This window comes from Algoriphagus zhangzhouensis, from assembly GCF_900148515.1.
Classification (GTDB): domain Bacteria; phylum Bacteroidota; class Bacteroidia; order Cytophagales; family Cyclobacteriaceae; genus Algoriphagus; species Algoriphagus zhangzhouensis.
In genome coordinates, this window is record NZ_FRXN01000004.1 from 329405 (window position 1) to 347685 (window position 18281).

Below are 18281 nucleotides of genomic sequence, written 5' to 3' on the forward strand. Positions count from 1 at the left end.
TTTCATTTTAACTAACAACAAGATTAATAACCCGGATTCTGATTTAGATTAGGGTTGGTGTTGATTTGTTGTAGAGGGATTGGAAATAATGCTCTAAATGGTTCAGATTCGCCTTTTTCCCACCAAGGTTGGTTGAACTTACCAAATCGAATTTGATCGGTTCTTCTAGATGCTTCTGCGAAGAACTCAAATCCTCTTTCGTTGTAAATATCATCCAAAGTCAAGGCATCCAAAGGGTCGAGTCCGGCTCTTTCTCTTACCATATTGAATGGAGCAAGAGCTTCGCTTGTTTTACCTTGTCTAAATGCCGCCTCAGCTTTGATCAAATAGATGTCAGAAAGACGAATCAAAGGATAATCGTTACTTAAGTTGGAGCCTGCGCCAATTGCATATTCAAATTTTGCAACTCTTACACCTGCTTGACGAATAGCATTTGGTGCCAATTCATTGATTTCAGGAGTCAAAGTCAATGGTTCTCCGTCTGGATCATTTGCTTCTGCAGATGGATCCATCAATCTCGATCCATCAGATGCATATTGAGGACCTTCCAAGAAACTACCTTTTCTTGTATCGTCATCATCAAACGCATTGTAGAATTCTTCCAAAGAAGCATAACCATTCCAAGGCTGCTCTTGCAAATCATAAGTAAACTGATTTTGATAGTGCAAGGTCATCATTGGTAATTGGAAACCTTGAGCGTTATTCTCATCATATGGAAGAGTCAAGATATTCTCAGTTGATCCTCCATTATTGGTTGAGAAATTAGCGAAGAAGTTGGTAGACAATGAATAAAAACCACTATTGATCACCACATCTGCTGCAGCTTCTGCATCAGCCCATCTAGGAGTACCAGTATAGATTTCAGCATTCAAATACAGCTTTGCCAATAGTGCATGAGCTGTCCAATAGTTCATGTAATATTTCTCGGCAGTTTGAGGTAGCAAATCCAAACTTTCTTTAATAGAACTCTCAATGAAGTCAAATACTTCTTGTCTTGAGTTATTAGGAATAGCAGGATCAATCGTAGTTTCATCTAGAATTGGAACATTTCCAAACGAGTCAAGCAACCACATATATACCATCGCTCTCAATACTCTAAGCTCTGCATTCATTTCTTCCAAAGCAGGGAAGCCAACCATCAGGTTGTTGATTTCACCAATTGCAGTGTAGCAATAGGTCCAGGAGTTATTGAAAGCATCTTCGGATGTACCCCAAGTATGTCTATGCATTCTTAACCAAAGTCCACCATCTTCCCAGTCAGCACCTTTTTGTGGAACTGCCATTTCATCTGATGAAACTTCGTTGATTGACCAAATACTGTTGTGAGCTCCCCAAGATCCCACAATTCTTGAATATGCCGATGCCTTAAGCACGGCAATTAGAGTAGGGTCATCGCTAGCAGCGTCAACTTGCTCTTGTGTGACTCCATCCAATACTTCTTGATCCAATTCCCAGCAGGAGCTTAGCATCAATAAAGCAGGAGCCAGAAGCAAAATATTTTTTATATTCTTTTTCATAAAGCCGTATGTTTATTTAAAGGTGATTGAAGCACCCAAAGTGAAAGTCCTAACTTGGAAGTAAGTATTTCTTCTTTCCAAACCTGGAGAAAGAGCAGTAGTAAATGCATTTCCATTCTCCATGTCAGTTACCCTTGCTTCAGGATCAATACCTGTATATCCAGTGATTTGGAATAGGTTCTGTCCTGCCAAATACAATCTAAAGCTGCTTACATTTTTAGACTTCACATCAAAATTGTATCCCAATTCCATGTTGTCCAACTTGATAAATGAAGCATTTTCAATGTAGGAACTGTTATAGGTAGGAGTTGAAGTGATGTATTCAGTTTTGTCTGTAATCACAGAGTTCCAGCTGTTAGAACTTGCATCTTGATTTTCATAGAACCCTCTGTAAGAGTTATACAAATCATGCCCCCAAACTCCTCTCAAGAAGAAGTTGAATGTCCATTTGTCCCAAGCAAAGCTGTTTGCAAACCCAAACTCACCTTTAGGTAGTCCATTTCCTACTTTTTGCCACTCATCTGGATTGTCTGTTGATAGGATATACTCTCCACTTTCAGATACACCTTCCAAAATTGGTGCGTAGAAATCACCCAGTGTTTGACCTACACGGTTGTAGATGATTGGGTTATTGTTTTGTCCAGGAGATCCCGGAGTTGCGAATCGCAATTCGTCAAATCCTAAGTCACCAGCTGACAAGCTGACAATTTCAGTTTTTTGATACAGGGTGAAGTTAACGTTCGGGTTCCAAGAAACGCTTCCCAATTTTACGTCAGTGACTCCTGCCGCAAATTCAAAACCTGCAGCTCTTAAATCTGCCAAGTTGACCCAAGTGTTAGCAACTGTATTGAAACGGCCCGGATCAAATGGGTTAGGAGCACCTGCAGTTACTGGTACGTTGAATAGCAAGTCAGAAATGTTTCTGGTGTAGTAATCTACACTACCAGTGATTTTGTTATTCAACAATCCAAAGTCCACCCCTACGTTGAATTCTTTCTTGGTTTCCCACTTCAAATCTCTGTTCGGATTTGAGTTCTGGATAATTCCCACGTAAAGGTCATTGGTTGTTAGAGGATTTCCATCTAGGTCAATTCTGTTACCGTTTCCATAGTATCCCAAAGCCAAGGTTGGAGAAGGAGGTAGGTTACCAGTTACACCATAAGAAACTCTAGGCTTGAATTGGTTGAAAACCCCCATGTCGAAAATTTGGGTGAAATCAGATCCCAAAGAAAATGCTGGGAATACACCGGTTTGATTGTTGGCTCCAAAACCAGAGTAAGTTTCAGCTCTTACGGATGCTGAGAAGAACAAAATGTTGTCATAATTGAAGTTTGCTCTACCAAATGCAGAATTCAATTGATCTTCATTTGCGTAAGATGACATATCAGTGAAGTTACCTACTCTGATAGAACCTGCTCCTAAGTTATCCCACCCAATATCGAATAGGTATTGCTTAGATCTAGCATTGAACCCTTGATTAGTTTGATATTGGAAACCAATACCTCCCAATAGAGCCATATTCAATTTTCTAGAAAGATCAGTCTCGTATCTCAAAGTTGATTCAAAGATTCTTCTAGCATTGTCATGTGTAGTTCTTTGAGCAGATCCACCAGCACCATATCCACTTGAGAAATCTTGCTTAGACCAGAAAGAACCCTGAAGGACATTTTTTCTGTCTTGAGAGTATTGAGCAGATAATGTTAAGGAAGGAAGAATGTCATATTCTAATCTAAATGCTGCAAGTGCATTTTTCTCTTCACTTACAAATTTCTGCTGATTGATCAGAGCAACAGGGTTGAAGAAATCAGTCAATGATCGTTGGAAATAACCACCGTATTTTGCAGCATCTTCAGTGCTTTCATAGATAGGAGCAGTTGGGTTGTAAATGGTTGCATATCTAAATGCACCCTGGTTTACATTGTCCTGATCTAAATTGGTGAAAGATAGATTTACACTTAATCTCAACTTATTGTCGAAGGCACCATGAGAGAAATTCAAACGAGTATTTAATCTTTCGTTTCCAAGTCCCTTGATTAGACCCTGATTGTTTCTGTAGTTTACAGAAGCCATATATTTGGTAAATCCTACGCCTCCGGAAATACTTGCGTTAGCATTATAAGAATATCCCTGTTGAAGCAATTCATCTCTCCAATCTGTTTCAGAACCGAAATCAGTACCTCCTCTTGAAACAAATTCTTCTGGAGAAAGAACGTCGATCATATTAGTAGCATTACTTAATGAAGCAAAGGTGTTGAAGCTGACATTGGTTGAACCATCCTTACTTCCAGACTTTGTAGTGATCAAAATCACACCAGAAGAACCTCTCGCTCCATAGATCGCTGCAGCAGATCCGTCTTTTAATACATCAATTGAAGCAATATCATTTGGATCAACCGCATCTAAAGAAGCGCCAATAACACCATCCAGTACCACAAGTGGAGAAGAGTTCGCTCCGAAAGTGGACAACCCTCTTAATCTTACATTGAAACCTCCATTAGGATCACCACCTGCCTTTGTAATAGAAAGACCTGCAACTTTACCTTGAAGCAATTGGGAAGGATTGGAAACGTTTCCTTTGTTGAAATCCTCAGGCTTTACACCGACTACGGCCGAGGTAATTTCTTTTTTGTCCTGAGAACCATAACCGATTACCACCGCTTCCTCAAGGCTTTGGATATCTTCCTCAAGGTTGATGGTAAAAGTGCTTTGGTTTCCGATTTCGACTTCGGCAGTTAGATATCCTACAAAGGATACTACCAAAACCTGATCGCCGGACTGAATATCCAGAGTGAATTTCCCGTCAAGGTCAGTGGCAACACCTCGGGTGGTACCTTTGACTAAGACAGTAGCTCCAGGAACTGGATCCCCGAGTGAGGCATCCAGTACAGTACCAGAAATGGTCCTGTTTTGAGCATTGGCTACTAGTATTGTCCCCATAAATAGGGCCGTGACCAGCATCAACGACTTTAGCTTTTGTAAATAATTTCTCATAGGGTTTAATTGTTTGTACAAAAATGAAATCAGCACATAAGGCATGATTTCAAAAACTAAGGTGTTGCAATAAATTTTATTTTGCAATTATTAACATTTACGGCAATCATGACTAAGAAACCCCTTAATTAATGGAGAGATGCATATTTTAAAAATTCATTAAATAACGCTGGGTATAGTTGTGGAATCACCAATTGAAAACGTGTGTAATTTGAAGAATCCTTAAAAAAGTAATTTTCACTAAAATTTTGAAAAAAATTGAATCACAAAATACTTCATGAAAAGTCTTTAAAAACATGTTTAAAAATTTTAAAAAAGTTTAAAAATATTATAAATAATTTTTGAGCTGTTTGTGCCGAAGAAATGCCTTTTTATTATCTATTTTAACTAGAATGGCTTCCTAAAATATCTAAAAAGTATGTTTAAAATTAAGGATTAGCTAGACTAGGTTATATATTTAGCTATTAGTATACAGATATATGAATTTCAGATTATTATATATTTCTTTTATACTCATTTTTTGGGTCGGATCTTTTAAATCATTCTCTCAAGGTATTCGTGGAAAAATCACCGATTCAGAAGGTGAGCCTTTGGCCTTTGCCTCTGTTTATATCCGGAATATGGGGGATGGAGCACCATCCAATGAAGAAGGTTTGTATGAAATCAAACTGAAAAAAGGGATTTACGATGTAATGTTTCAATACCTGGGTTATAAATCAGTTATAGAAACCATCATTGTGCAAGAGGATTGGGTTGAATTTAATATCCAGTTGGAGCCACAAGTGTATACCTTAAGCCAGGTAGAAGTGAAGGCTGGTGCAGAAGATCCTGCTTTGACGATTATGAGAAAGGCCATCGCCAAGGCAAAGTATCATCGACTTCAATTGCAGCAATATTCAATGACTGTTTACCTGAAAGGAACGGGGCAGTTGACTGATGCTCCATTTTTCATGAAAAAGACTTTGGAAAAAGATGGATTGAACCTCAATGAGGCCTACACCTCGGAATCTGTTTCCAGAATTACTTTTACCCAACCAGATAAGGTGGAGGAAAAGGTGATTTCGATTCGAACGAATGGGGATAATCAAGCTACATCACCTGCTCCATATATTCAGACTAGTTTTTATCAAGAGAAAATCAACGATATCATCACGCCACTTTCGAGGGCGGCATTTACCTATTATAGGTTCAAGTATGAGGGGAGCTTTTTTGATCAGGATGTCCTAGTCAATAAGATTAAAGTGACTCCTAGATCTAGAGGAGAGCGGGTTTTTGAAGGCTACATTTATATCATAGAAGATCTTTGGGCGATTCATAGTTTGAATTTGCAAACCTCACTTTTTGGTTTTCAGATCCAGGCGACTCAGCAATATGCACCAGTGGCAGAAAATGTATGGATGCCTTTTACCCATACATACAATTTTGGAGGGAAATTCTTTGGGTTCGAAGGTGAGTTTAAATACCTGGCCTCAACCAACGATTATGACATTACTTTAAATCCTGATTTGGTCCAGCCCCCAACTTTGATAGATGAGACGATTGAGGAAGTTCCTGTAGAAGTTGTTGAAGAGGCGAAGTCTGATCTTTCAGCCTTTGAAAAATTAGCCTCGGAAGAGCCGAAAACACGCAAGGAATATCGAAAACTCATGAATGAGTATGAAAAGGAAATGCTCAAAGAGAAAGATGAACCAGATGTAGTGACTGAGCGATACTACAGCGTGGACTCAATGGCCAAAAAGCGAGATTTGAGCTATTGGGATAGTATTCGGCCGGTTCCACTGACGATCAAAGAAGTAGAAGGTTACCGTAGAGACGATAGTGTGGCAACTGTTGAAGCGGCAAAATTGAGTGATGTTGATTCTGTTGCCAAAAAAGCCAGAAGAAAATACAAACCTCTTGATTTCCTAAATGGAGCAACATACAGTTTTGGAAAAGGAGTGTCCCTTGGATTTAGACAAAATTGGACTAAGATTTCTTTTAATACTGTTGAGGGAGCCAAAGTGGGAATGGGACTGTTTTATAGAAAGTACTCAGAAACGAAATTAGCTGACAGTGTAAGTCGACATAGGAAAAGTTTCAATATTGAGCCTGACTTGAGATATGGATTTTCCAGTAAGCGGTTTTATGGATCTGTGGATGTCAGATGGTCCAATACCTTGCCGACCTCAGGGACTACTTGGGGGCTTCAGGGGGGAAGATACATTTATCAATTCAATGGAGGAGAGCCCATCAATGAGCAAGTGAATGCCTTGTATTCTTTATTGTTTCGCCAAAACTATATGAAGCTTTTTGAGCAGGATTTTGCTAGGATCTATTGGGCGCATCGAGTCAATTATGGCTTTACTTACCGAGCTCACCTGACATTTGCAGATAGAAGGCAACTATTTAACACGAATAACTATAGTTTTTACAATAAATCGGAACGGGAGTATACAGCGAATCAGCCAGAGAATGTAGAAACCAATGACATGGATTTTCAAAACCATCAAATTGCCAGACTTTATCTTGGTTTTGATTGGAGACCGGGAGTAAAATATGGAATCAGGAACGGAAGGAAATACCCGATTACTGATAGATCGCCTTTAATTAAGTTTGGTTATACCAAAGCAATTCCAACATTTAGAAATCAAGCAAATGCTTCAGATTTTGATCATGTTGAATTGGGAATTGAGCATGATTTTACATTTGGAGTTAGTGGGAAGTTTGACTTCAATGTGACAGCGGGATCCTTCTTAAATAACAGTCAGGTATATTTTCCTGATTACCAGCATTTTGGAGGGAATAGAACTATTTTCTCTAATTTCGGGCCTGCCTCCAATTTTCGATTCATGGACTATTACAAGTATAGCACGAATTCATCCTATGTGTCTGGTATTTTCCATTACCAATTCAGAAAATTCCTTCTGACTCAATTGCCTATGCTTCGTTTTTCTGGAGTAAGGGAAAATATTTTCCTGAATTATCTGAAAACTGAAAATTCACCTCACTATGTAGAAGTAGGATATTCTTTGGATAACTTATTTAGAATCTTTAGGGTAGAATTTGGAGCCGGTTTCGAAAATGGCAACTATCTAAGAGGAGGCGCCAGATTTGGTGTGGCAACTTTTATCCAAGTGAATTGATCAAAAGACAACATTTGTAGACATAATTGTTATCATTTCCTACCCATAGGAAAGAATTGGCTAGGGTAATTTTGGGATATGAACTTCCCAAAATACCTTCAATTATACCTATTGGTGGGCTTACTGTTTCTCTTTTCATGTGCTTCCGAAAATGAGCCTATATCTCCAACTCTTTCTATTTCTCCAGAAGAAAGTCTAGTAGATGAAAAAGGGGAAGTTTTTTTTATATCGTTAACCAGCAATACCTCTTGGCAGGCAAATTCCAATTCAAATTGGATTTCTATCAATCCATCCACTGGGTTTGGAAATGCTGAAATTGAAATAAGCATAGCGCCCAACGTTAATTCAGATTCAAGAGAAGGGCTCGTTCGATTCTCGGTAGATGGACTAGTCAAAAACCTCAGAATTAATCAGAAGGAGGCAGTGGCAGTGGTTCCGGATTACTATATACCTGCAGAACCCACTGGGATGAGGGACATTTCAAGTATTGAGTTAGTTAAAGAAATGGGGACTGGATGGAATGTTGGAAACACACTGGAAGCTATAGGTGGAGAAACCGCTTGGGGAAATCCCGAAATAACAAAGAACCTGATAGATAAAGTAAAGGATGCAGGTTTTAATGCAGTTAGGATTCCTGTTGCTTGGTCAAAGTTTGTAGATGAGGAAACCTATGAAATTGATCCTGTTTGGATGCAAAGGGTCAATGAAGTAGTGGGTTACGTGATAGACAACCAAATGTATGCAATTATCAATATGCATTGGGATGGAGGTTGGATGGTGCCTACCTACGATCATCAAGCGGAAGTTGAAGATAGGATGAAAAAAATGTGGCTTCAGATTGCTCTCAATTTCAGAGATTACGATGATCACTTGCTATTTGCTGGAACAAATGAAGTAATGGTAGAAGGGGATTATGGGCCACCGACAACTGAATATGCAGCGGTTCAGAATTCATTTAATCAAGTTTTTGTGGATATAGTAAGGTCTACAGGGGGTAGGAATACATTTAGGAACCTTGTCGTTCAGACTTTTAATACCAATATTGATTATGGCGTCAATACCTTCATCTTGCCTGAAGATTCTTCGACAGACCGATTAGTGGTAGAAGTGCATTATTATGACCCCTATCAGTTTACTTTAGAAAATTCGGAGGAAGTAACACAATGGGGGAAAAATGCCACTGACCCTAATTTGACAGCAGGATGGGGGGATGAAGGTTTTGCTGATGCTCAATTCCAAAAAATGAAAATCAATTTTATTGACAAAGGAATTCCCGTGATTGTTGGAGAGTATGGAGCTGTCTCAAAAAAAGCCTCTGGTCATCATTCTTATCGGAAATATTACCTGGAATATGTTTCCAATAGTATGAGATCGAAGGGCTTAATTCCCTTTTATTGGGATATGGGCTTTGATGGGGATTATGGATTTGCTCTTTTTGATAGGAATACTGGAAATCAGCTTTACCCAGATCTGATCAAAGTGATTGTTGGAGATTAATTAAAAGGTAGGCGAAAAAAAAGCTAGCCTTTCGTGGAGGCTAGCATGGATTGATTTATAGGAATGAAATCAAACTTTCATGATTTCAGCTTCTTTTTTCTCAAGAAGTCCGTCAATTTTGACGATGTATTGGTCCGTATATTTTTGAACTTTTTCCTCTGCTCTTTTTACATCATCTTCTGATGCGCCTTCTTTTTGAAGTTTTTTCAAAGAATCATTGGTGTCCTTACGTACGTTTCTAACAGATATTTTTCCGTTTTCACATTCGTTTTTAGCCTGTTTTACCAAAGAAACACGTCTTTCTTCAGTCAAGGTGGGAATCGTCAAAATGATGATTTCTCCATTGTTTTGAGGAGCAAGACCTAGGTCAGAATTGATGATTGCCTTTTCGATTTCTCCGATCAAGGTTCTTTCGAAAGGCTTGATTGCCAAAGTTCTTGCGTCAGGAGTGGTTACGGATGAAACTTGGTTGATTGGGGTAGGAGCTCCATAATAAGGAACCATGATTCCGTCTACCAAATTTGGCATCGCCTTACCAGCCCTGATTTTCAAAAGTTCTGCAGAGGTGTGATCCACTGCTTTTTGCATCAGCTCCTGAGCTTCTTCTAAGTATAATTCGATCTCTTCCATTTTTCTTTTATAATGTTGTGATCAATGTACCGACTTCTTCTCCTTGAACTAATTTGCTCAAGTTGCCGGCTTTATTCATATCAAATACAATAATCGGTAGATTGTTTTCTTGGCAAAGCGTAAATGCCGTCATGTCCATCACATTTAGGTTTTTCTCATATACCTCAGAGAAGGAGATGGTTTGGTATTTCGTAGCGGTTTTGTCTTTTTCAGGATCCGCAGTGTATACACCATCAACTCGAGTTCCTTTCAATACCACGTCAGCTTCTACTTCAATAGCTCTCAAACTAGCTGTAGAATCTGTTGTGAAGTATGGGTTGCCAATACCTGCTCCGAAAATTACGATTCTTCCTTTTTCCAAATGTCTGATAGCTCTTCTTCTAATGAAAGGCTCGCAAACGCTTTCAATTTTGATCCCAGACATCAATCTGGTAAACATGCCAGTTGATTCTAAAGCACTTTGAAGAGCCATGGCATTGATCAAGGTGGCGAGCATTCCCATGTAGTCACCTTGTACTCGATCAATTCCTGATTTTTCTGCCTGAACTCCTCTAAAAATATTTCCCCCTCCGATGACGATGGCTATTTCTACGCCCATCTCTTTCACTTTCTTGATCTCTTGGGCATATTGCTGGAGTCTATTTGGATCGATTCCGTAGCTTTTTTCACCCATCAAGGCCTCTCCACTCAGTTTGAGGAGAATTCGTTTGTATTTCATTTCTCTAAAGTTTTTTAAAGGAGGCCGATTCTTTTTCGGACCAAAATAACCGGACAAATATAATTTCTTCCTTTCAGAATGCTAGTCTATTTTGTTTTGAATCTTGAATTTGTTCTGAAAACGTTCATTTCGCCTTTAGAAGGATATAAGGACCTGATTTTTTTCAACACTTTGATTAAGAGAGACCTTAATGTCTTTTACCACTCCGTCTCCAGGAGATTTGATGGAATTTTCCATTTTCATGGCTTCTAAGATTAAAACCACATCTCCTTTTTTTACTTCATCTCCAGACTTCACTTTTAAGTCCAAAATCAGTCCAGGCATAGGAGCTTTGATATCTTGGATTCCGGAACTATCCAAATTGTCCATGCCTAATTCCTCCAAAAGCAAATCGAATCGGTCTTTAAGCTGTAGCTCAACAACCTTATGATTGAGTTTGATTTGTAAAGTCTTTGTCTCAGAATCCAAGGATATGAGTTCTGCCTCCATGGATTGATTGTTTTTGATAAAATGTATCCTCCGATCAGAAACCCATTTCATATCCCAATCAAATTCCTGATCGTTAACTTTGAGCTGTTTATCGGTTTTTTCAACCGAATAAGCCTTTTCATTGATGATTACTGAAAACATTCCTACTAATTTAAGCCATTGATTCTTCAGAGGAAGGGCCAGGGTTCTGGGTTTCCTCTCCAAATATCAAATAAATGATAACGAAGCCAAAGAATATTTCGCAAAACACCCTTCTATTTTTTGTGATTTCAGGACTTTCGATTTTAAGTTCTTGTAAATCCTCAGAAACAATTTCTAACTCGGAGAGTACGATTGAACCGGAAGTCGCTGAAGTCTTGGAAGTGAATCAAGATTCATTGGATCAGATTTCACTGATGAGAGAAAAAGAGCAAGAACTCATTACTTATCGGGCAAGTGCTACAAGGATATTTGATATTGTTCATACCGAATTGGATTTGAGCTTCGATTATGAGAGAAGTGCTGTCTTGGGTGAAGCAAAATTGACTATAACTCCCTACGCCAAGTCTCAAAAAGTCCTCACGCTAGACGCTAAAGATTTTGAATTGGGTAAAATCTATGGAGAAATAGATGGAGAAGAGCAGTCATTTGGCTATCGCTACGATGAAAAGCAGGTTGAGATCTATTTACCAAAAGAGATTGAGAAAGGAGATACGATCCAAATTTGGATGAAATACACTGCTTTTACGGATAAAAACTCCGGAGGTGGAGGCTCTGCAATCACAGATACGAAGGGTTTATATTTCATTGATCCATTGGATACGATTGCTAATAAGCCAAGAATGATATGGACCCAAGGGGAGACTGAGTTCAGTTCCAAGTGGTTTCCCATAATCGATAAGCCAAATGAAAAGTTTACCCAAACTATTCATTTGACTGTTGGGGATAGTCTGGTGACGGTTAGTAATGGCATTTTGACCAAATCAGAAGAGTTGGGAAATGGCTTAAGAAAGGACACCTGGGAGATGAAATTGCCACATTCTCCATATTTAGCAGCTGTTGCAATTGGAGATTTTGGAAAAGTCGTAGATGTTCATGGGGATATTCCATTGGGATATTATGTGGAGAAAGGGTATGAGAAAGGAGCTGCCAAGGTTTTTGCTAATACTCCAGAAATGATGGAATATTTTGAAAAACTGACAGGAGTCAATTTCCCGTGGCCAAAATACGATCAGATTGTTGTTCCTGATTTTGTATCTGGAGCGATGGAGAATACCACTGCTTCTATTTTTATGGAGGAGCTCAAATTGACTGAAAGAGAAGCGATTGATTCTGAATGGGATTATATCATAGCCCATGAATTGTTTCACCAATGGTTTGGGGATTATGTGACTGCTGAATCTTGGTCCAATTTGACTCTGAACGAGGCTTTTGCCAATTACAGTGAGTATCTCTGGAACGAGTACAAATACGGCTTGGATCAGGCAAAGTTGAAATTGATAGCCGAGCGGGAAACCTATTTTCAGGAAGCGTTGGGTAAGCAAGAGAACCTGATCCGCTTCCATTATCCGGATGCCGAGGAGCTTTTTGATGCGCATAGCTATTCCAAGGGTGGCTTGATTTTGCATATGCTTCGCAAATATTTGGGAGATGATTTGTTTTTCGCTGGGCTCAACTATTATCTCAACCAGCATGCTTTTTCATCTGTGGAGGTACATGATCTTAGGTTGGCATTTGAAAAAGTTTCCGGTGAAGACTTGAATTGGTTTTTCAATCAATGGTTTTTAGCCAAAGGACATCCGCAGATCAAGTTTGAAGTAGATTACTCAGTACCTGACAATCTTTTGATCAGTGCTTGGCAAGAGCAAGATTTAAAAAATACCCCTCTTTACAAATTGCCTTTTGAAGTTAGCTGGTATGTAGATGGGGAAAGAAAAACTAAAAGTTTTATGCTAGAGCAGGGTTTTCAGCAATTTGCCTTACAAAATGAAGATCCTGTCGATCAAATCTATATAGATGAGGGTACCGATGTCCTGATGGTAAAGTCAATGGATTTGGATTCAGACTATTTGAAAAGGCAATTTGAAGAATCTCAATTGGGAGCGGCAAGGTATGAGGCATTGGATAGTCTTCGTAATAGAGATGCGTTAGAGGTGCTTTTAGAATTAATACCACAGGCACTAGATGATGAGTTTTGGTCTATCAAGGAATTGGCACTTCAATCAATTCAAAGCAACCCGGAATGGATGGCATCGAATCCAGCATTAGAAGAGAAGGTATTTCAATTAGCAGAATCTGGTGAGAAAAATTCAGTTCGAGCTGGAGCCATTGATGCACTGGGAACTTTAGAAGACCCTACCAAATACCAAGAAGCTTTTTTGAAATATGTTAACGATTCATCCTATCTGATAGTAAGTTCAGCTCTTATGGTATTGGTTTCTTCAGACTCAGAGGATATTTCGCTTGACTTCATTGAAAAGTTTTCAGAGGAGAATAATTTCAGAGTAGTGATACCTATAGCAGAATACTATTTGAATAAAGACATTCCAGGAAAAGGAGAGTGGTTTCAGACAAAGGCAGAATCCTTAAGTGGAGAAGGTTTGTATTATTTTTTAGGTTATTACGCAGAATATTTTGTGATGCATCCCGAGGAGGATTCCCAAAAAGCCATGAAGTATTTGTTGAATTTGATGGAAAACAGCAGCCAAATGTATGTTCGCCTTGGTGCTTTTCAGGGTTTGTTGGGATTCGGAGATGACGATGACGTAGTGGCTAAAATTCGTGAAATAGCATCGAAAGAAAGGGATGAGAACATCAAAAGGTACTTTGACTATTTCCTAGAAGCCTTCGATGTGAAAAATTAATTAATTGATTTTGAATATTTTGGATCGAATCCTCAAAAAAACTTTAGAAAAAAGATTTGCAGGCTTTGATACTTTCCGAAAAGCATCTAATTTTGCCATCCGTTAAGACAGACAGAGAGGGAAACCAATCGAAATCTTAGCGCTAGTTGGGGGAATACCAAAGCGGCCAACTGGGACGGACTGTAAATCCGTTGACTTATGTCTTCACAGGTTCGAATCCTGTTTCCCCCACTCATTGCCTGAATGTAAAATTTTTTTCTAGTTTTGCAGGGCGAAAAGGATAATCTGGTTTAGCCGGATTAGGTACTTGAGGCTAGCTTCGGTACTTGGCATAATATAAGCGGGAGTAGCTCAGTTGGTAGAGCGGCAGCCTTCCAAGCTGCAGGTCGCGGGTTCGAGCCTCGTCTCCCGCTCTATGCTTTTCTCTAGGGGGAAGCATCGAGCAAAAGCCGACGTAGCTCAGGGGTAGAGTACTTCCTTGGTAAGGAAGGGGTCACGGGTTCAAATCCCGTCGTTGGCTCATATCGGCTTTAAAAATTTATCTAAACATATCTTTAAACTTAAACTGAGGATTTTCACGCATGGCAAAAGCAACATTCGACCGTTCCAAGCCGCACGTTAATATCGGTACGATTGGACACGTAGACCATGGTAAAACCACTTTGACTGCTGCAATCACTACTGTATTGGCTTCAAAGGGTCTATCTGAATTAAGAGACTTCTCTTCCATTGACAACGCTCCGGAAGAAAAAGAAAGAGGTATTACTATCAATACTTCTCACGTAGAATATCAAACTGACAAAAGACACTACGCTCACGTTGACTGTCCTGGTCACGCTGACTACGTTAAGAACATGGTAACTGGTGCTGCTCAGATGGACGGTGCTATTCTTGTAGTAGCTGCTACTGACGGACCAATGCCACAAACTAGAGAGCATATCCTTTTGGCTCGCCAGGTAGGTGTACCTGCACTAGTAGTTTTCATGAACAAAGTGGATATGGTTGACGATCCTGAGCTTCTTGAGCTTGTGGAAATGGAAATCAGAGAATTGCTTTCTTTCTATGAATTCGACGGTGATAATATCCCTGTAATCGCTGGTTCCGCACTTGGTGCTTTGAACGGTGAAGAAAAGTGGGTTGAAACTGTAATGGAATTGATGAATGCTGTAGATTCTTACATTCCTCTTCCAGAGCGTTTGATCGACAAAGATTTCTTGATGCCTGTTGAAGACGTATTCTCTATTACTGGTCGTGGTACTGTAGCTACTGGTCGTATCGAGAGAGGTGTTATCAACTCTGGTGATCCTGTAGATATCATCGGTATGGGTGCTGAAGGCTTGAAGTCTACAGTAACTGGTGTTGAGATGTTCCGTAAGATCCTAGACAGAGGTGAAGCTGGTGACAACGTAGGTCTTTTGTTGAGAGGTATTGAAAAAGCTCAAATCAAGAGAGGTATGATCATCTGTAAGCCTGGATCTGTTACTCCTCACGCTCATTTCAAAGCTGAAGTTTATGTACTTTCTAAAGAAGAAGGTGGACGTCACACTCCATTCTTCAACAAGTACAGACCTCAGTTCTACTTGAGAACAACTGACGTAACTGGTGAGATCAAACTTCCAGAAAACGTAGAAATGGTTATGCCTGGTGATAACGTGACTATCGAAGTTAACTTGTTGAATGCTGTTGCATTGGAAAAAGGTCTTCGTTTCGCTATCCGTGAAGGTGGTAGAACTGTAGGTGCCGGTCAGGTAACTGAAATTCTAGACTAATCATCTGAATAAATAATACATAATGCGATCCTGGATATTTTTTGGGATCGCATTTGTTTCTTTAGACAGTTTTATCTAATTTTGCGTTCCCTTAACCGGGGCGTTCATTTACACGGGCATAGTTCAATGGCAGAATAGCGGTCTCCAAAACCGTTGATGGGAGTTCGAATCTCTCTGCCCGTGCAAGTAAGTTATAATACTATGAATCTTAAAAACTTTGTCCTCGAGTCATATGATGAGATGAAAAACAAGGTCACTTGGCCGAAGTTTTCTTTTCTTCAAAATTCTGCGGTATTGGTGCTAGTAGCCTCTTTGATCTTCGCTCTATTTATTGGGGTGGTGGATCTTGGATTCGAAAACATCATGACATGGTTTTATGATTTGTTTTAATTGAATTGACATTACAGAATGGCTGAACATAAATGGTACGTACTCAGAGTAGTAGCTGGGCAGGAAAAAAAGACTAAAACCTACTTGGATAATGAGATTTCAAGACAGGGGATTGATGAATTTATTCCTGAAGTACTGATACCTTCCGAGAAGGTATATGAGATGCGTAATGGCAAGAAGCGTGTTCGAGAAAGAAACTTCTTTCCTGGATACGTTTTGGTCAATGCGGATCTTTCTAATGGAGAAGCCAATCACGTAATTACGAGTATTCCGGGAGTAATCGGATTTCTTGGATCAAACCAGGGGGGAGCTTCCAAAACCCCTGAACCGTTACGCCAGTCAGAAGTCAACCGTATCTTAGGAAAGGTTGAGGAGATTGATGAGTTTGCTGAGAAACTGGATACACCATTTATAGTCGGAGAGTCCATTAAAGTAATGGATGGGCCCTTCAGTGGATTTACCGGGACAATTGAGGAGATATTTGAAGACAAGAAGAAACTTAACGTTATGGTTAAAATCTTCGGTCGAAATACTCCTGTTGAGTTAAACTTTATACAAGTAGAAAAACAAGACTAAGCAATGGCTAAGGAAATCACTGGTTATTTAAAACTACAAGTGAAAGGTGGCCAGGCAAATCCGTCACCTCCAGTAGGTCCAGCTCTTGGTTCCAAGGGTTTGAACATTATGGAGTTCTGTAAGCAGTACAATGCACGTACCCAAGATAAAATGGGTCAAACGTTGCCTGTATTGATTACTATCTACTCTGATAAGTCTTTTGACTTTGTAGTAAAAACTCCTCCAGCTGCAAACATGCTGTTGGAAGCTGCAAAATTGAAAGGTGGTTCTGCTGAGCCTAACCGTAAGAAGGTGGGTTCTGTTACCTGGGATCAGGTAAAGGAGATTGCGGAAGTAAAAATGCCTGACCTGAATGCCTTCAAAGTGGAATCTGCTATGAAAATGGTAGCGGGTACTGCTCGAAGCATGGGAATCACAGTATCTGGTAAAGCCCCTTGGGACGAATAAAAATACAACTATGGCTAAGTTAACAAAAAAGCAAAAAGAAGCTCTTTCTAAGTACGACCCAAGCCAAGTGTACTCCCTGGAGGCAGCTTCTTCTATCGTCAAGGATATTACCTTGTCAAAGTTTGATGCTTCTGTGGATGTAGACGTTCGTTTGGGCGTTGATCCGCGTAAAGCAGATCAAATGGTGAGAGGTGTTGTAGCACTTCCTCACGGTACAGGTAAGGACATCAAAGTATTAGTACTTTGTACTCCTGACAAAGAAGCAGAAGCTAAAGAAGCAGGTGCAGATTACGTTGGATTGGACGACTACATCGCAAAAATCGAAGGTGGATGGACTGACATTGATGTCATCATCACTATGCCTAACGTAATGGCGAAAGTAGGTAGATTGGGTAGAGTGTTGGGTCCTAGAGGTCTAATGCCAAACCCTAAAGCAGGTACAGTTACTTTGGAAGTAGGTAAAGCAGTTAAAGAGGTGAAAGCGGGTAAAATTGACTTTAAAGTTGATAAATTCGGTATCATCCATGCGAGTGTAGGTAAGGTTTCTTTCTCTCCAGAAAAAATTGAGGATAATATCAGAGAATTAATCTTGACTATCTCCAAATTGAAGCCAGCTTCTTCTAAAGGAACTTATTTCAAAAGTATTCACGTATCCAGTACAATGTCTCCTGGTATTGCAGTAGACAAGGGTAGCATTCAAGGTATATAATCATGACTAGAGACGAAAAGAAAGAAATAATCGACGGTCTTACCGAGAAATTTAGAGAAAACCCTTTCTTCTATATCACGAACGCGGCAGGATTCTCTGTAGCAGAGGTTAATGCTTTCAGAAGAACTTGTTTTGAGAGAGGTGTTGAGTACAAAGTGTACAAAAACACAATCATCAAAAAGGCTCTTGAAAATCTGGATGCTGACTTCTCTCAGCTAGATGATACTTTGAAAGGTTTCTCTGGAATTATCTTCTCCAAAGAGACTAGTAACCTTCCAGCTAAAGTATTGCTGGATTTCAGAAAAAAAGCAGGTAAAAAAGAGACTAGACCAGTATTTAAAGGTGCTTCTATCGACTCCGATATCTTTATCGGTGAAGCAAACCTAGAGATGCTTTCTAATCTTAAATCTAAGCAAGAGCTTTTGGGAGACCTTATCGGTTTGCTACATTCTCCTGCGATGAACCTTATCTCTGCATTGCAAAGTGGTCAAAGCAACATCTCTGGTGTGCTTAAGGCTCTAGAAAGCAGAGAAGAAAAATAATACTTCAATTCAATCAAAAAATCAGAAAAATTTAAATTTAT

14 protein-coding genes and 4 tRNA genes are annotated in these 18281 nt (G+C 39.5%); 13 read left to right on the top strand and 5 right to left on the bottom strand.

What is annotated here, in order from left to right; genetic code table 11:
- Positions 1 to 23: 23 nt before the first annotated feature.
- Positions 24 to 1517: a RagB/SusD family nutrient uptake outer membrane protein gene (locus BUF13_RS15615; protein WP_073572755.1), complete on the bottom strand. Its 1494-nt coding sequence runs from the start codon at positions 1515 to 1517 to the stop codon at positions 24 to 26.
- A gap of 12 nt (positions 1518 to 1529) precedes the next feature.
- Positions 1530 to 4508, bottom strand: coding sequence for a carboxypeptidase-like regulatory domain-containing protein (locus tag BUF13_RS15620; RefSeq protein ID WP_073572866.1), 2979 nt, complete (start codon positions 4506 to 4508; stop codon positions 1530 to 1532).
- Between the two features lie 479 nt (positions 4509 to 4987).
- On the opposite strand from BUF13_RS15620, the gene BUF13_RS15625 reads away from it, so the two are divergent.
- Together BUF13_RS15625 and BUF13_RS15630 are read left to right on the top strand one after the other, a co-directional pair.
- Positions 4988 to 7630: a DUF5686 and carboxypeptidase regulatory-like domain-containing protein gene (locus BUF13_RS15625; protein WP_073572756.1), complete on the top strand. Its 2643-nt coding sequence runs from the start codon at positions 4988 to 4990 to the stop codon at positions 7628 to 7630.
- A gap of 78 nt (positions 7631 to 7708) precedes the next feature.
- Positions 7709 to 9127 carry a cellulase family glycosylhydrolase gene (locus BUF13_RS15630; RefSeq protein ID WP_073572757.1) on the top strand — a complete coding sequence of 473 codons (1419 nt, stop codon included), beginning with the start codon at positions 7709 to 7711 and terminating at the stop codon, positions 9125 to 9127.
- Between the two features lie 69 nt (positions 9128 to 9196).
- On the opposite strand, the gene frr is transcribed toward BUF13_RS15630, so the two are convergent.
- The 3 genes from frr to BUF13_RS15645 form a co-directional block, all read right to left on the bottom strand.
- Positions 9197 to 9757, bottom strand: coding sequence for a ribosome recycling factor (gene frr, locus BUF13_RS15635; RefSeq protein ID WP_073572758.1), 561 nt, complete (start codon positions 9755 to 9757; stop codon positions 9197 to 9199).
- A 7-nt stretch (positions 9758 to 9764) separates the two neighbouring features.
- Complete coding sequence (gene pyrH / locus BUF13_RS15640; protein ID WP_073572759.1) at positions 9765 to 10475, bottom strand: UMP kinase; 711 nt, start codon at positions 10473 to 10475, stop codon at positions 9765 to 9767.
- Positions 10476 to 10610: 135 nt separating this feature from the next.
- Entirely contained in the window at positions 10611 to 11105 is a 495-nt protein-coding gene (locus BUF13_RS15645) for an acyl-CoA carboxylase biotin carboxyl carrier protein subunit (protein WP_073572867.1), read from the bottom strand.
- 74 nt (positions 11106 to 11179) lie between these two features.
- On the opposite strand from BUF13_RS15645, the gene BUF13_RS15650 reads away from it, so the two are divergent.
- The 11 genes from BUF13_RS15650 (at position 11180) to rplJ (ending at position 18240) form a co-directional block, all read left to right on the top strand.
- Positions 11180 to 13807 carry a M1 family aminopeptidase gene (locus tag BUF13_RS15650; protein ID WP_073572760.1) on the top strand — a complete coding sequence of 876 codons (2628 nt, stop codon included), beginning with the start codon at positions 11180 to 11182 and terminating at the stop codon, positions 13805 to 13807.
- A 148-nt stretch (positions 13808 to 13955) separates the two neighbouring features.
- Positions 13956 to 14038 (top strand) — tRNA-Tyr (locus BUF13_RS15655).
- 109 nt (positions 14039 to 14147) lie between these two features.
- A tRNA-Gly gene (locus BUF13_RS15660) sits at positions 14148 to 14220 on the top strand.
- Between the two features lie 35 nt (positions 14221 to 14255).
- Positions 14256 to 14327 (top strand) — tRNA-Thr (locus BUF13_RS15665).
- A 61-nt stretch (positions 14328 to 14388) separates the two neighbouring features.
- Positions 14389 to 15576, top strand: coding sequence for an elongation factor Tu (tuf, locus tag BUF13_RS15670; protein WP_073572761.1), 1188 nt, complete (start codon positions 14389 to 14391; stop codon positions 15574 to 15576).
- A gap of 112 nt (positions 15577 to 15688) precedes the next feature.
- Positions 15689 to 15759 (top strand) — tRNA-Trp (locus tag BUF13_RS15675).
- An 18-nt stretch (positions 15760 to 15777) separates the two neighbouring features.
- Positions 15778 to 15966: a preprotein translocase subunit SecE gene (gene secE, locus BUF13_RS15680; RefSeq protein ID WP_026966270.1), complete on the top strand. Its 189-nt coding sequence runs from the start codon at positions 15778 to 15780 to the stop codon at positions 15964 to 15966.
- Positions 15967 to 15984: 18 nt separating this feature from the next.
- Complete coding sequence (gene nusG / locus BUF13_RS15685; protein WP_073572762.1) at positions 15985 to 16542, top strand: transcription termination/antitermination protein NusG; 558 nt, start codon at positions 15985 to 15987, stop codon at positions 16540 to 16542.
- 3 nt (positions 16543 to 16545) lie between these two features.
- Complete coding sequence (rplK, locus tag BUF13_RS15690) at positions 16546 to 16989, top strand: 50S ribosomal protein L11 (protein WP_073572763.1); 444 nt, start codon at positions 16546 to 16548, stop codon at positions 16987 to 16989.
- A gap of 10 nt (positions 16990 to 16999) precedes the next feature.
- The gene (rplA, locus tag BUF13_RS15695; protein WP_073572764.1) at positions 17000 to 17698 is read left to right on the top strand and encodes a 50S ribosomal protein L1; all 699 of its coding nucleotides are present in this window, start codon (positions 17000 to 17002) and stop codon (positions 17696 to 17698) included.
- A 2-nt stretch (positions 17699 to 17700) separates the two neighbouring features.
- Positions 17701 to 18240 (top strand): 50S ribosomal protein L10, encoded by a 540-nt coding sequence (rplJ, locus tag BUF13_RS15700; protein ID WP_073572765.1) that lies wholly within the window; start codon positions 17701 to 17703, stop codon positions 18238 to 18240.
- The last annotated feature ends 41 nt before the right edge of the window (positions 18241 to 18281 follow it).

Bases quoted from the DNA above. Each gene is read 5' to 3' on its own strand.
- nusG (WP_073572762.1), top strand. From the start codon at position 15,985: ATGGCTGAACATAAATGGTACGTACTCAGAGTAGTAGCTGGGCAGGAA.
- BUF13_RS15650 (WP_073572760.1), top strand. From the start codon at position 11,180: ATGATAACGAAGCCAAAGAATATTTCGCAAAACACCCTTCTATTTTTT.
- pyrH (WP_073572759.1), bottom strand. From the start codon at position 10,475: ATGAAATACAAACGAATTCTCCTCAAACTGAGTGGAGAGGCCTTGATG.
- tuf (WP_073572761.1), top strand. From the start codon at position 14,389: ATGGCAAAAGCAACATTCGACCGTTCCAAGCCGCACGTTAATATCGGT.
- BUF13_RS15625 (WP_073572756.1), top strand. From the start codon at position 4,988: ATGAATTTCAGATTATTATATATTTCTTTTATACTCATTTTTTGGGTC.
- frr (WP_073572758.1), bottom strand. From the start codon at position 9,757: ATGGAAGAGATCGAATTATACTTAGAAGAAGCTCAGGAGCTGATGCAA.
- secE (WP_026966270.1), top strand. From the start codon at position 15,778: ATGAATCTTAAAAACTTTGTCCTCGAGTCATATGATGAGATGAAAAAC.
- rplJ (WP_073572765.1), top strand. From the start codon at position 17,701: ATGACTAGAGACGAAAAGAAAGAAATAATCGACGGTCTTACCGAGAAA.
- BUF13_RS15615 (WP_073572755.1), bottom strand. From the start codon at position 1,517: ATGAAAAAGAATATAAAAAATATTTTGCTTCTGGCTCCTGCTTTATTG.
- BUF13_RS15620 (WP_073572866.1), bottom strand. From the start codon at position 4,508: ATGAGAAATTATTTACAAAAGCTAAAGTCGTTGATGCTGGTCACGGCC.
- rplA (WP_073572764.1), top strand. From the start codon at position 17,000: ATGGCTAAGTTAACAAAAAAGCAAAAAGAAGCTCTTTCTAAGTACGAC.
- BUF13_RS15645 (WP_073572867.1), bottom strand. From the start codon at position 11,105: ATGTTTTCAGTAATCATCAATGAAAAGGCTTATTCGGTTGAAAAAACC.
- BUF13_RS15630 (WP_073572757.1), top strand. From the start codon at position 7,709: ATGAACTTCCCAAAATACCTTCAATTATACCTATTGGTGGGCTTACTG.
- rplK (WP_073572763.1), top strand. From the start codon at position 16,546: ATGGCTAAGGAAATCACTGGTTATTTAAAACTACAAGTGAAAGGTGGC.